General features: G+C 76.4%; 13 protein-coding genes. 10 read left to right on the plus strand and 3 right to left on the minus strand.

Features of this window, described 5'->3' with window-relative positions; all coding sequences use genetic code 11:
* Window positions 1–58 precede the first annotated feature (58 nt).
* Window positions 59–592 carry an RBBP9/YdeN family alpha/beta hydrolase gene (locus GMA12_RS14495; protein WP_156270175.1) on the minus strand — a complete coding sequence of 178 codons (534 nt, stop codon included), beginning with the start codon at window positions 590–592 and terminating at the stop codon, window positions 59–61.
* Between the two features lie 72 nt (window positions 593–664).
* Window positions 665–1,312, minus strand: a complete 648-nt coding sequence (locus tag GMA12_RS14500; protein WP_156270176.1) for a maleylpyruvate isomerase family mycothiol-dependent enzyme — start codon at window positions 1,310–1,312, stop codon at window positions 665–667.
* A gap of 74 nt (window positions 1,313–1,386) precedes the next feature.
* Here GMA12_RS14500 and GMA12_RS14505 point away from each other — a divergent pair, with 74 nt between their 5' ends.
* The 5 genes from GMA12_RS14505 to GMA12_RS14525 all read left to right on the plus strand — a co-directional run bounded on the left by GMA12_RS14505 (window position 1,387) and on the right by GMA12_RS14525 (window position 5,494).
* On the plus strand, window positions 1,387–1,824 hold the full coding sequence (locus GMA12_RS14505; protein ID WP_156270177.1) for a MarR family winged helix-turn-helix transcriptional regulator: 438 nt from the start codon (window positions 1,387–1,389) through the stop codon (window positions 1,822–1,824).
* A 134-nt stretch (window positions 1,825–1,958) separates the two neighbouring features.
* Window positions 1,959–2,951, plus strand: a complete 993-nt coding sequence (locus tag GMA12_RS14510) for a zinc-dependent alcohol dehydrogenase (protein ID WP_156270178.1) — start codon at window positions 1,959–1,961, stop codon at window positions 2,949–2,951.
* A 28-nt stretch (window positions 2,952–2,979) separates the two neighbouring features.
* Complete coding sequence (locus tag GMA12_RS14515) at window positions 2,980–3,396, plus strand: 6-pyruvoyl trahydropterin synthase family protein (RefSeq protein ID WP_162459898.1); 417 nt, start codon at window positions 2,980–2,982, stop codon at window positions 3,394–3,396.
* A complete protein-coding gene (locus tag GMA12_RS14520) occupies window positions 3,393–4,631 on the plus strand; it encodes a glycosyltransferase (RefSeq protein WP_156270179.1) in 1,239 nt (412 codons plus the stop codon). The genes GMA12_RS14515 and GMA12_RS14520 overlap by 4 nt, the downstream gene beginning before the upstream one ends.
* Complete coding sequence (locus tag GMA12_RS14525; protein ID WP_156270180.1) at window positions 4,628–5,494, plus strand: class I SAM-dependent methyltransferase; 867 nt, start codon at window positions 4,628–4,630, stop codon at window positions 5,492–5,494. Before GMA12_RS14520 ends, GMA12_RS14525 begins: the two co-directional genes overlap by 4 nt.
* Here GMA12_RS14525 and GMA12_RS14530 read toward each other — a convergent pair.
* Window positions 5,487–6,254 carry a CDP-alcohol phosphatidyltransferase family protein gene (locus tag GMA12_RS14530; RefSeq protein WP_156270181.1) on the minus strand — a complete coding sequence of 256 codons (768 nt, stop codon included), beginning with the start codon at window positions 6,252–6,254 and terminating at the stop codon, window positions 5,487–5,489. The genes GMA12_RS14525 and GMA12_RS14530 overlap by 8 nt on opposite strands.
* 91 nt (window positions 6,255–6,345) lie before the next feature.
* Here GMA12_RS14530 and GMA12_RS14535 point away from each other — a divergent pair, with 91 nt between their 5' ends.
* The 5 genes from GMA12_RS14535 (at window position 6,346) to GMA12_RS14555 (ending at window position 12,362) form a co-directional block, all read left to right on the plus strand.
* Window positions 6,346–7,230 carry a lysylphosphatidylglycerol synthase domain-containing protein gene (locus GMA12_RS14535; protein WP_156270182.1) on the plus strand — a complete coding sequence of 295 codons (885 nt, stop codon included), beginning with the start codon at window positions 6,346–6,348 and terminating at the stop codon, window positions 7,228–7,230.
* A gap of 79 nt (window positions 7,231–7,309) precedes the next feature.
* Window positions 7,310–8,746: a sensor histidine kinase gene (locus tag GMA12_RS14540; protein WP_156270183.1), complete on the plus strand. Its 1,437-nt coding sequence runs from the start codon at window positions 7,310–7,312 to the stop codon at window positions 8,744–8,746.
* A complete protein-coding gene (locus tag GMA12_RS14545) occupies window positions 8,740–9,387 on the plus strand; it encodes a response regulator (protein WP_162459899.1) in 648 nt (215 codons plus the stop codon). Before GMA12_RS14540 ends, GMA12_RS14545 begins: the two co-directional genes overlap by 7 nt.
* A 205-nt stretch (window positions 9,388–9,592) precedes the next feature.
* The gene (locus tag GMA12_RS14550) at window positions 9,593–11,938 is read left to right on the plus strand and encodes a coiled-coil domain-containing protein (RefSeq protein WP_156270184.1); all 2,346 of its coding nucleotides are present in this window, start codon (window positions 9,593–9,595) and stop codon (window positions 11,936–11,938) included.
* Window positions 11,939–12,050: 112 nt separating this feature from the next.
* The gene (locus tag GMA12_RS14555) at window positions 12,051–12,362 is read left to right on the plus strand and encodes a DUF6907 domain-containing protein (protein ID WP_156270185.1); all 312 of its coding nucleotides are present in this window, start codon (window positions 12,051–12,053) and stop codon (window positions 12,360–12,362) included.
* Window positions 12,363–12,520: the final 158 nt, after the last annotated feature.

Here is a 12,520-nt window from a genome sequence, read left to right on the forward strand (position 1 = left end):
GCGCGGGCGCGGGGTCCCGCAGGCGGCCTCCCGCGCCCGCGTTCGGCGGGGACCGGGCTCAGGGCAGGAGGTCCTGCTCCGTCCAGGACGTGGGCTGGTGCCCTCCGGCGGGGAGCAGGACGAGCCTCGCCGAGGGCAGGTGCTCGGCGAGACGGCGCGCGTGGACGGGCGGGACCACGTCGTCGTCCTCGGCGTGGACCACGACGATCTCCAGGTCCGCGAGCCGACGGCCCACCGTGGGCGGCAGCGGGAAGCCGGGGGCGTTCCAGTCGGGGTCCTCCGCGTCCCAGAACGGGGCGGCCACGATCACGACCCGCTGCAGCAGCGTGGGGATGCGGTGGCAGAGGAAGCGTAGGGCCTCCGTCCCGCCGAGGGAGTGGCCCACGATCACCCAGGGCTCGTCCGGGATCGCTCGTACGGCCCGCCCGATCGCCTCCTGCCACAGCTCGGGGTCGGGGTCGTCGGGCCGGGGCAGCTCGGGGGCGACGACGTCGGCCTCGGGCCACTGCTTGCGCACCGCCTCGAGGAGCGGGCTGCCGCCGGGGGCGGGCTGGGGGCCGGCACCGTGCAGGAAGAGGATGCGCTGGACCATGGTCACCTCGGGAACGGGGGAGGCGACGGCGGACGCCGCCTGTTCCAGCGTCCTCGCCGCCTCGGCGGGGTGTCAAGAGTCCCGCGCCGCTCCCGGGGCCGGGGCGAGGAGCGGCAGGCCCGGGCCCTCCAGCCGGTCAAGGGCGGCGGTGCGGCCGGTCAGCAGCAGCAGGAGCGCCTCCGTGCTGCCTCGGACCTCCGAGCCCTCGCCCGCGCGCCAGGCGGTGTCGGTGGCCACGAGCGCCAGCCCGCGCAGCCTCCGGCGGGCCCGGAAGGGGAACGGCATCGACCACACCCGCTCCGCGGCCGCCCGGGCCGCCTCGGGCGGCATGGCGTGGCGACGCCCCAGGGGCAGGGCGATGTCCTGGGTGTGGACCAGCACGTCCAGCAGCGGTTCCCGGATGCTCGTGCCCGGCGGGTGCCGCCTCGACCCGTCCAGCCGCCGGTAGTCGGCCACGATCTCCGCGGCGGGCCGCCGGCCGCGGTCCCGGGCGTCGAGGTACATCGCCCGGTCGAAGTCGCCGCGCCCGCGCCACAGCGCCCGCACGAGGTCGGCGGGACCGTACTGCGCCGAGGAGATGACGTGGGCGGCGACGTCCCGCACGGCCCAGCCCGGGCACAGCGTGGGGTGGTCCCACTCCTGCGGGCTCAGCGTCTCGAGCAGGTCCGCCAGTGCGGAGCGCTCGCGGTGGACGGCGTCCCAGATGGCGTCGCGGTCCATGGTAATCTCCCCCAAAGGTCAGCTTTCCTGACTAAATTTTCCGGCGGTGGACGCCGCGCCGTCAAGGGGTGGGCATGCGCGAGGACACGGGCACGAACACGGGGCTGCTGCTGTACTACCCGTACCGGGACATGGAGATCCGGGTGATGGAGGCCCTGCACGCCGGCGGGTTCGAGGACCTCTCCTACGCCCAGGCGAGGATCTTCCAGCGCATCGACCCCCAGGGCTCCCGGCCGGCCCGGCTGGCCGAGCAGGCCCGCGTGACCAAGCAGACCGCCAGCGTGCTCGTCCGGGCCCTCGAGCAGGAGGGCTACGTGGAGCGCCGCCCCGATCCGGCCGACGCCCGGGCCCGGGTCGTGACGATCGCCGCCCGCGGCCGGGCGGCCCAGGCCGTCGCGGCGGCCGTGGTCGCCGAGGTGGAGGCGCAGTGGCGCCGGCGGCTGGGCGCGCGCCGCTACGCCGAGCTGCGCCGGGCGCTCGCCGAGCTGCACGAGGACCCCGGCACCGGCTGACCACGGCTCGCCCGGCCGGCCGCGCTCCGCCCGAGTGACCACGGCCGGTGCGAGTGACCACGGGATCGCGTGGTCACTCGGGCGGACCGGGGTCACTCGGTGGCGCGGAGCCTCCGGCACGCCACAATGGGAGCATGACCGACGCCGTTCAGCCGTCCAGGACCAGCCGCGCCTACTGGACCGTGGAGCCCGGCCGGGGAGAGCTGCGCACCGCGCCGCTGTCCGCGCCGGGCCCGGACGAGGTCCTGGTGCGGGCGCTGCGCTCCGGGATCAGCCGCGGCACGGAGCGGCTCGTCCACCGCGGCCTCGTCCCGGCGCGCGTGCACGAACGCATGCGGGCCCCCTTCCAGGAGGGGGCGTTCCCGGGGCCGGTGAAGTACGGGTACCTGTCGGTCGGCGTCGTGGAGCAGGGCCCGGAGCGGCTCGTGGGCCGGCGCGTGTTCGCGCTGCACCCCCACCAGGACCGCTACGTGGTCCCCGCCGCGGAGGTGATCCCCGTGCCCGACGGCGTGCCCTCCGACCGGGCGGTGCTCGCCGGGCCGGTGGAGACCGCCGTCAACGCGCTGTGGGAGGCGGCGCCACGCTTCGGGGACCGCGTGGCCGTGGTCGGCGCGGGGATGATCGGGGCCTGCGCGGCGGCGCTGCTGGCGCGCTTCCCCCTCGCCCGGCTCCAGCTCGTGGACCCGCAGCCGTCCCGGGCCGGGCTCGCCCGCGCGCTCGGCGTGGCGCACGTGCGCCCGGAGGACGCGGCGGGGGAGTGCGACGTCGTCGTGCACGCCTCCTCCACCGCCGCGGGGCTGGCCCGGGGGCTCGAGCTGCTCGGCGACGAGGGCGAGCTGATCGAGATGTCCTGGTACGGCGACGAGGACCCCGCGGTGCCCCTGGGCGCGGACTTCCACGCCCGCCGGCTGCAGATCCGCGCCAGCCAGGTGGGCGTCGTCGCCCCCGCCCGCCGGGCCCGCCGCAGCACCGCCGACCGGCGCGCCACCGCCCTGGACGCCCTGCACGACCCCCGCTTCGACGCCCTGCTCACCGGGAGCTCGCCCTTCGAGGAGCTGCCCGCGACGATGGCGCGGCTCGCCGGGGACGCCCCGGAGGCCCTGTGCCACGTGGTGCGCTACGAATGAGGACCGACCGCCCGACCCGAGGAGCACCGTGTTCACCCTGACCGTCCGAGACCACATGATGATCGCCCACAGCCTCCCGGACCCCTTCTTCGGCCCGGCCCAGAGCCTGCACGGGGCCACCTTCGCCGTGGAGACCACCTGGGCCCGGCCCGTGCTCGACGAGCACGGCGTGGTCATGGACATCGGCGTGGCCTCCGAGCTGCTCTCGCGGGTGCTCGACGGGCTGCGCTACCGCAACCTCGACGAGCACCCGGACTTCACGGGCCGCCTGTCCACCACGGAGGTCGTCGCCCAGTACGTCGCCGAGCGGCTCGCCGCCCGGGCGGCCGGGATCGCAGGGCTCGAACGGCTGACCGTGACCCTGCGGGAGAACCCCGACGCCTGGGCGTCCTACACCCTCGAACTGCCCGTGCTGAGCGAGCGCGGCGGGCCCGCCCCCCGGTGAGCACGGGCTCCGCGGTGGTCGACGTGGTGGTGCCCGACGACGGCGGGCGGCCCACCGGCGGCTCGCTCTACGACCGCCGGCTCGTGGCGGCGCTCGGCGCGCTCGGCCGCACGGCCCGGCTCGTGCCGGTGGCCGGGGACTGGCCCGCCGCCGGCGCCGAGGCCCGGACCCGGTTGCGCACCGCACTGGGCGAGCCCGCTCCGGGGAGGGCGGTCGTGCTCGACGGTCTCGTCGGTTGCGCGGCGCCCGAGACCGTCGGCGACGCCGTGCGCCGCGGCGTCCCCGTGCACCTGCTCGTGCACCTGCCGCTGCCGGCCGAGACCGGCCTGGACCCGGCGGAGGCCGCGCGGCTCGCCCGGGCCGAGGCCGCCGCGCTCGCGGCCGCCACCGGGGTGCTCACCACGAGCACCTGGGCGGCCCGCGACCTGTTCCGCCGCTACGGCACCACGGACGTGGTGGTGGCCGAACCGGGGGCGCCCCAGGGCCCGGTCTCGGCCGGGTCGGCCGTGCCGCACCTGGTCTGCGTCGCGTCCCTGACCCCGCGCAAGAACCAGCTGCTCCTGCTGCAGGCCCTCGCCCCGCTCACCGGACTGCCCTGGAGCCTCGAGCTCGTCGGCCCCGCGGGCGGTCCCGCCTACGGGCGGCGGCTCCGGGCCGCCGTGCGCGACCTCCCGGAGCCGGCCCGGGTGCGCCTCCGCGGCCCCCTGCACGGGCCTGCGCTGGAGCGGCTGTGGGCCGGCGCGGACCTGCTGCTGCTGCCCTCGAGCGCCGAGACCTACGGCATGGTCGTCACCGAGGCGCTCGGCCACGGCGTGCCCGCGGTGGTGGGGGCCGGCACCGGCGCCGTCGAGGCGCTCGACGGCACACCGGGACCACGGGGTGCGCACGGTGCCGGCACTCCGGGCGGTCCCGGCACTCCGGGCAGTGCCCGCGGCCGGGCCGGCGCCGCCCTCGCCCCCGACGACCCGTCCGCCTGGACCGGGGTCCTCCGCGCCTGGCTGACCGACCCGGCCCTGCGCGCGCAGTGGCGGGCCGCGGCGCTGGCCCGCCGCGAGCGCCTGCGCGGCTGGGAGGACACCGCCCGCGACGTCCTCGCGGCGATCGCACGGCCCCTCGACCGGCCGGACGCCGGCGAGCACGACACCCGCCACGACACCGCGCCCGGTCGCGACACCGACCACGGCACCGCCATTGACCACGACACCGCCACCGACCGAACCAGGAGACCGTCATGACGCAGCACTCCGCACCCCACCGGCCCGTCGCCGGTGACTGGCTGGCCCTGCGCGAGCCCGCCGACGCCGCGGCCCGCGAGGACTCCCTGCCGCTGATCGCCCGTCTCGTCCGGCACTGGGAGGAGCTGCCGCCGGGCGATGACCCCGGCGCCGCGGGCACCGAGCCCGTCGTGGTCGTGGACCTCGGTGCCGGGACGGGCGCGAACCGGGCCTGGCTGGCCCGCCACCTCCCCGGCCCCCAGCGCTGGGTCCTGCTCGACCACGACCGCGAGCTGCTCGAGCAGGCCGTGGCCGCCGCCCGGGAGGAGGGGGCCGATGTGATCCCCGTCCTCGCCGGGATCGAGGAGCTCGGCCGGGTGCTCTCGGAGCATCCGGCGCCCCGGCGGCTCGTGACGTGCTCCGCCCTGCTCGACCTGCTGACCCGGGAGCAGGTGCGCGAGCTGGCCCGGGTGCTGGCCGAGGAGGCCGTTCCGGCGCTGCTCGCCCTGACCGTCGACGGCGAGGTCCTGATCGACCCGCCCCACCACCTGGACCCCTCGGTGCTGGGGGCCTTCGAGGACCACCAGCACCGCGGCGAGCTCGCCGGCACGGACGCCGTGCGGCTGGCCGCGGAGGCCCTGCGGGAGCACGGCATGGTCGTGGACGTGACCCCCACCCCCTGGTGGATCTCCGACCAGCCGTGGGCCCGGCCCCTCCTGGAGCGGTTCCTCACCGACCGCGCGGACGCCGCCGTGGAGCACCGGCCCGACCTCACCGCCGAGGCGCACGCCTGGCTGCGGACCCGCCTGGTGGACTGTGCCCGGGGACGGCTGCGGGCCACGGTCGGGCACGCGGACGTGCTCGCCCTGCCGCCCGTCAGCTGAGTCCGCGGGCGGTCCGTTCCAGCCACAGCACGTCCCGCCCGAAGGACACCAGCAGCAGGGCCAGGGCCACCGCCGTGGCCGCGGCGGCGAGCGGCAGGGGGACCAGCGGGACCAGGGCACCGAGCAGCACCCCGCCCTGGATCCCCGCCACCACCCGGCGGTAGGACGAGAAGGGCAGCGGCCGGCGCCAGGCGGGCCGGGCCCGCAGGCCCAGCAGGAACAGGTAGCGCAGCGCGCCGATCAGCAGCACCCACCACGCCCCCGGCAGGCCGAGCCGGGCGGACACGGCCAGGGCCAGGACGAGCAGCAGCGCGGCGTCGACCTCCTGGTCGAAGCGCGCCCCGGCACGGGTGGCGGTTCCGGTGCGGCGGGCCACGCGGCCGTCGATCCCGTCGAGCAGCCAGGCAGGCAGGGCGAGGGCGACCACGGCCCAGCACCAGGTCTCGTCAGGTTCCTGCGCCCGGCCCGCGAGCACGGGCGCCAGCCCCACGGGCAGCAGCGCCGCGCACAGGGCGACCAGCACCGACCGCGCCACCGTGACGCGGTCGGCGGGCCCGTAGGGCTCGGCACGGCGGCGCAGCGTGCTGCGCACCACCGCGCCCAGCACCGCGAGGCCCAGCAGCGCCGAGACCGCCAGCACGGCGGCCGGCGCCTGCGTGGCCGCACCCAGGACGACGAGGCCGGCCCCGAGTCCCGCGAAGGCCAGGAGGCCGTCCCGGCGGGCCGAGGGGCCGGACGCGGTGGAGCGGGCAAGCGGCATGCGGTCGCCTTCCGGGTCGGGATCTTCATCCTGGGCGGGAGCGCCCGCCCCGTCAATCCGGGCCGCCGCCGGCGGTGGCTAGACTGCGCCCATGTCCGCCGAGACCGCACCCCCGCGCCGCGGGCGAGGTGCCCTGCGCCGGAGCCTGCTGGCGGTCGCGCAGACGGTGACCGGGCTCGTCCTGCTGGCGGTGCTCTTCCGGACCCTCGGCACGGAGTCCGCCCGCAGCGCCGTGGGCGTGCTCAGCCCCCTCACCGTGGTCCTGGCCCTGCTCGCCGGGCTCGTGGCCACCGCGGCCCAGGCCCAGCGGTGGCGGCTCGTGGCCCGCAGCCGCGGAGCACGGATCGGGTTCCGCGAGGCCCTGGGCGAGTGCTGGGCAGCCGGACTCGTCAACCTGCTGCTGCCCGGCGGCGTGACCGGGGACGCGGTGCGGGTGCTGCGCCGGCGCCGGCGCGGCGACACCTGGCCCGGGGCCGGGGGCTCCGTGGTGGGCGAGCGGCTGGCCGGGACCTCCGTGCTCCTCGCGGCCGGCGTCGTCCCGGCCCTGGCGGTCGGCCCCTGGGCGGCCGCGGCCTTCGGTGCCGGAGCCCTCGCCGTGGGGGCGGTCGCCTGGCGGGCCACGCGCGGGTCCCCGCCCCGGGACCGGGCCGCCGTGTGGTCCCTGTCGGTGCTGGCCTGGGCCTGCTACCAGGGGCTGTTCCTGCTGGCGGCCCTGCGGACCGCCCCGCAGGCACCCCTGCCGGACCTGTGGGGGACCACGGTGCTCGGCCTGGCCGGCATGTCGGTGCCCGTGGGCGTGGGCGGCTGGGGTCCGCGCGAGGGGATCACGACGCTGGCCGCGATGGCCCACGGTCTGCCCGCCGCGACGGGCTTCGCGATATCCCTCGGCTACGGCCTGCTCGCCCTGGTCTCCGCCCTGCCGGGGGCCGTGGTCCTGACCCGCTGGCTCCTGCCGGTCCCTCGCCTCTCGGCCTAGGAGCTCCTCGGGACCGCGGAAGGCGACACGAGCCGCTTCGACCCCGGCCGCAGCCGGTGCGGCGCCTACAATCCGAGCCATGCACCCCCCCACCGTGCTCCCTGCCGTCCGCTCCGGGGACACCCGTCTGCGGCGCGCCGCAGGGCCGACGATCGCCGGGTGGGCCGTCGGCATCGTGGGGACCGGGCTCGTGATCTGGAGCCCGGACGTCCTGTTCGGCTACCGCAGTCCATCCGCGCACCTGGTGCTGGACTCGGTGGACGCCTGTGTCGCCCTTCTCGTCGCGTACCTCCTGCACGGGCGGTTCGTGCGCCGACGGCAGCTGCAGGACCTGCTGCTCGCCCAGGGGCTCGTGCTCCTGGTGATCGCCGGCATCGGCCTGGCCCGGACGGTCGAGGCGACCGGGCTCGGTCCGGCCGGCACCCTGGACGTCTGGGTGCCGCTGACGCTGCGCCTTCTGGGGGCGGCGCTCGTCGCAGCGGCCGCCCTGGTGGGGCCCCGGCGGGACGCCCCGTCCCGCTCCGACCTGTGGGTGGTGGGTGTGCCCCTGGTGCTCGCCACGGTGACCTTCTCCGCGCTGTGGGCCGTCAGGTCCTCGCTGCCGGTGGCCCTCGACCGGTCCGAGGCCCTGGCGGAGACGCCGCAGGCGATCCTCACCGGCCATCCCCTCCTGCTGGCCGGGCAGGGCGTGGCGGCGCTGTGCTTCTTCGTGGCCTCGCTCGTCTTCACGGCGCAGGCCGCGGAGCGCGAGGACTCCCTGCTGCGGTGGCTGGGCCCGGCGTGCGCGCTCGCCGCCTTCGCCCGCGTCAACTACGTCCTGTTCCCCTCGCTGTACACGGACTGGCTCTATGCCGGTGACGTGTTCCGGACCGGGTTCTACCTCTTCCTGCTGGTGGGCGCCGGCCGGGAGATCCAGGAGTACTGGACCGCGGCCTCCCGGACCGCCGTGCTGGAGGACCGGCGGCGGCTCGCCCGCGAGCTGCACGACGGCGTCGTGCAGGAGCTGTCGCTGATCCGGATGGAGAGCCACGCCCTGCCGCAGGAGCACCCTTCGAGGAGCCGCATCATGGCCGCCTCGGACCGGGGTCTGGACGAGGCGCGCGCCGCCGTCCAGGCCCTGGGGCACGACGAGGACGAAGCGCTCGGGTTCACCCTGCACCGGACCGCGAGGGAGCTGGCCCAGAGGTACCGGGTGGAGCTGGAGGTGGACGTCGACGACTCCATCGACGCCGACGGCGATCAGCGCCACGCGATCCTGCGCATCACGCGGGAGGCGGTCTCCAACGCGGTGCGCCACGGGCACGCCGGCAGGCTGTGCCTGCGCCTGACCAGGGACGGCGACCGCCGTCGCCTCGTCGTCCGGGACGACGGCGACGGGTTCGACGTCCTCCGCGCGACCGGGGCCCCTGCGGGCTACGGCCTGATCAGCATGCGGGACCGGGCGCGGGGGCTGCCCGGATCCCTGGAGATCGACTCGGAACCCGGCAGAGGAAGCACGGTGACGGTGACGTGGTAGAGGACGACCGGATGCGGGTGGTCATCGCCGACGACCACGCGCGGATGCGGGCGAGGATCCGCGAGGCGCTGGAGGCGGGCGGCTGCGAGGTGTGCGGAGAGGGCGCCAGCGCCGAGGACGCTGTCCGGCTCGTCGCCGAGCACGGGCCCGACGCGGTCCTGCTCGACGTCCACATGCCCGGGAGCGGCATCCGGGCCGCCCAGCAGATCGCCCGCGGCGCTCCCCGCACCGGCATCGTGATGCTCACCCAGTCCCGTGAGGACGAGGACCTCTTCGACTCCTTGCGGGCGGGCGCCGCCGGGTACCTGCTCAAGGACGCCGACCCCGCGACCCTGCCCGGTGCCCTGCGGGGCGTGCTGAACGGTGAGGCCGCGATGCCCGCCGCGCTCGTGGCGCGCGTGCTCGACGAGTTCCGCGCGCCGGGCCGCCGGGTCCTCCGGCGGAGGTCCGACGCCGCGGCCAAGCTGACTCCGCGCGAATGGGAAGTCATGGAGCTGCTCGCCGAGGGGCGGTCCACCGAGCAGGTCGCGGGCAAGTTGTTCGTGTCCCCGACCACGGTGCGGGTCCACGTGTCCACGGTCCTGCGCAAGCTCCGGGTGAAGGACCGCGAGAGCGCGTTCCGGGTGCTCAAGGGCGAGTAGGGCACGCCCCTGGACCGTCCTCCCGCGGAGAACGGCCGGCCGGCCCGCCGCGGGCGTTCAAGGATTTGAACGCGAGACCGGCCCTCCTCGGCTGTGCGTTTAGGCATTTGAACGCGGACGTCGGCCGCAGCGCCGTCGACGTGCCCCAGACTTCTCCCGGGGACCCGCTCAGGGGGAGCGGGCCGAAGAATCCGGGGGATCCACCATGTCTTTCGCACGTACTCCTGCTGCACCGTCCGGCACGGCCTTCCGGCGTGGAGCCGGCCGCGCCGTGGCGGCCCTGGCGATCTCCGCCGTGTTCGGCGGGATCGCCGTGGCCGCCCCGGCGCACGCCGCGCCGTCGTCCACCACGGGCGGGGTGTGCAACGGCGTCGTCAACCAGGCGGCGCACCGGGGCACGGTCCAGCAGGGCCTGCTGAAGGCGGCCGCGAAGCAGAACGCGGAGCGGATCGCCGCGCTGCAGGCGGAGAAGGCGGCACTGGTGAAGACCGCCGATGAGCTCACCGCCAAGATCGCCGCGGAGGAGAAGGGCCTGGCCGAGCTCGACGTCCGGGACGCGCAGGTCGACGGCGACATCAAGAAGACCGAGGACGAGCACGCCGCCCTTGTCACGGCGCAGGCCGAGGCGGCGGCGGCCGTGGCCGCCGCCGAGGAGGCCCTCGCGGAGCTGGAGCAGCAGCGCACCTCGCTGCAGGAGCGGCTGGCACCCCTGGAGGCGGACCTGGAGGTCGGGCAGCGGGCGCTCGACGCCCTGGTGGAGCAGGCCGCCGGCGCGACCGCGGAGGCCGCGGTGCAGCAGGAGCAGATCGACGCCGCCCAGGCCGAACTGGGGACGCTGGAGGAGGCCGCCGAGCAGGCCGACGCCGCCCTCTCCACCGCGGACCGGGAGGTCGACGACGCCGAAGGGCGGCTGGCCGCACTGGGCACGAGCGCCGCGGAGGCCGCCACCGCCGTGAACGGGGCGAGCGCTGCCGTCGTCGAGGCCGAGGCGGAGCTCCAGCGGCTGGAGGCCGGCGGCGCCGCAGCCCAGGACGAGCTCGCCGCCCAGCAGGGCCGGATCACCGATGCGAAGGACGCCCTGGCCGCGGCGCAGGCCACCGCGCAGAGCACCGCGGACGCGCTGGCCGCCCAGCAGGCGGAGATCGCCGAGGCGAAGGACGCCCTGGCCGCGGCGCAGGCCACCGCGCAGGGCGCCGCGGACGCGCTGGCCGCCCAGCAGGCGGAGATCACCGAGGCCGAGGCCGCGCTGGCCGCCCTGGGGGCCACCGCGAAGGCCGCCGCGGACGCCGCCGCCGCCAACGACGCGAAGCTCGCGGCGACCGGCGCTGAGATCACCGCGCTCCAGCAGCAGCTCGACGCCACCAGCACCGCCGTCACCGCCACCCAGGCCAAGCTCACGCAGGCCCGGAACGAGCTCACGACGCTGCAGGAGCGGAAGACGTTCCTGGACCGGGAGATCGCCCGCCTGGTGGAGATCAAGGGTGAGGGGCAGACCAGGAAGGAACGGGAGGCCCTCATCGCCCAGTACCGGACCGAGGTGAGCGCCCTGACCGTGCAGATCAGCGACAAGAACACGCTGATCTCCGGTCTGCAGGGAGATCTGACCACCCTGCAGAAGCAGGTGGACACCCTGTCCCAGCAGCTGACGGCGAAGCAGGGGGAGAGCGCCGCCCTGCAGCAGCAGGTCGCCCCGCTGCAGGCCACGCTGACCGCCGCCGACACCGCGGTGGCCACGAAGCAGGCCGAGCTCACCACCCTGCAGGGACAGCTGCCCGGGCTCCGGACCGCCGTGACCGACGCCGGCGCAGCGGTGACGGCCGAGGAGGCCGAGCTGAGCGGGCTGGAGGAGAAGCTCCCGGGGCTGCAGGACGCGGTCGCCGCCGCAACCACCGCGGTCACGGAGCAGGAGGAGCTCGTCGCGGGCCTCCAGGCCGCCCTGCCGGGCCTCACGCAGGACGTCGAGGCCGCCCGGCAGGCCATCACCGACCAGAAGACGGTGCTGGCCGGGCTGCAGGACGACCTGGCTGCGGCCGCGGGAGCGCTCGAGGCCGCGGAAGCGGCCGTGGCAGCCCAGGAGGCGAAGCTCCAGGAACTCCGGGCAGAGCTGCCCGCCCTGAAGGCGGCCGCCGAGGACGCCGCCGGGGCGGTGGCCACCAAGCAGGGCGAGATCACCGCGCTCACCACGGAGATGGACGCTCTCGTGGCCCAGGTGACCGCGCTGAACACGCAGATCACGGCGAAGGAGACCGAGGTCCTCGGCCTGCAGGGCCGCGTGGCTCCGCTCCTGGCCGAGCTGCAGAGGACGGACGAGGCGGTCACCGCTGCGGAGACGCAGCTGAAGACGCTGCAGGCGCAGGCGGTGACGCTGGACGGGCAGGTCACGGCGGCGCAGGGGAAGCTCCGTGAACTGCTGGGCGTCAAGAAGCAGAACAAGGACGCGATCGCGGCCCAGACGGCCGTCGTGAACGATCTGGCGACGCAGCTGGGGACGGTGCAGCAGCAGATCAAGGCCATCGACGGCACGATCGCACTCGGCGGCTGCGCCGCCTGACCGCCCGCCCACCGGGGCGTCCGGCGGACCGGCGCTGGCGGGTCGCGGATCGTCCGATCCGCGACCCGCCGGCGCCGGTCGCCACGCCCGAGCAGCGCGGAAGGAGGGAACCGTGCACCAAGGTGTCGAGATGGAGCACACGGACGACGACCGGCGCGGCCCCGGCCGGATCTGCCCGGACTGGTGCGTCGCTCGGCACGGTGAGCAGCTCGGGGAGGAGGACTGGGTCCACGTCGGGGAACCGCTGACCGTCGCCGAGGGCGTCACCGCGCAGCTGTGCCTGTCCGTCGACCCGGACAGCGGCGCGGAGGACGGCCCCTACGTCCTCATCGGCTCGAGCGAGTACACCTCCGCGGCGACCGTGGCGCTGGGGCAGTCCCTGATCGCGCTGGCGATCCGTGCGGGCTCCCGGCCTCCGCGGTGACCGGCCGCCGCGTGGGCCGGGTCCGGGGTGGTCATGGGGTCATCCGCCGGCGAAGGGCGGCAGGACGTCGAGCACCGCCGTGTCGGTGAGCACGGTGGCCGGGTCGGGGCAGGCGATCCCGTCGAGCAGGTAGCTGGAGCGGGCCAGCACCGCCGTCA

Source organism: Kocuria sediminis (assembly GCF_009735315.1).
In the GTDB taxonomy this organism is placed as follows: Bacteria; Actinomycetota; Actinomycetes; order Actinomycetales; family Micrococcaceae; genus Kocuria; species Kocuria turfanensis.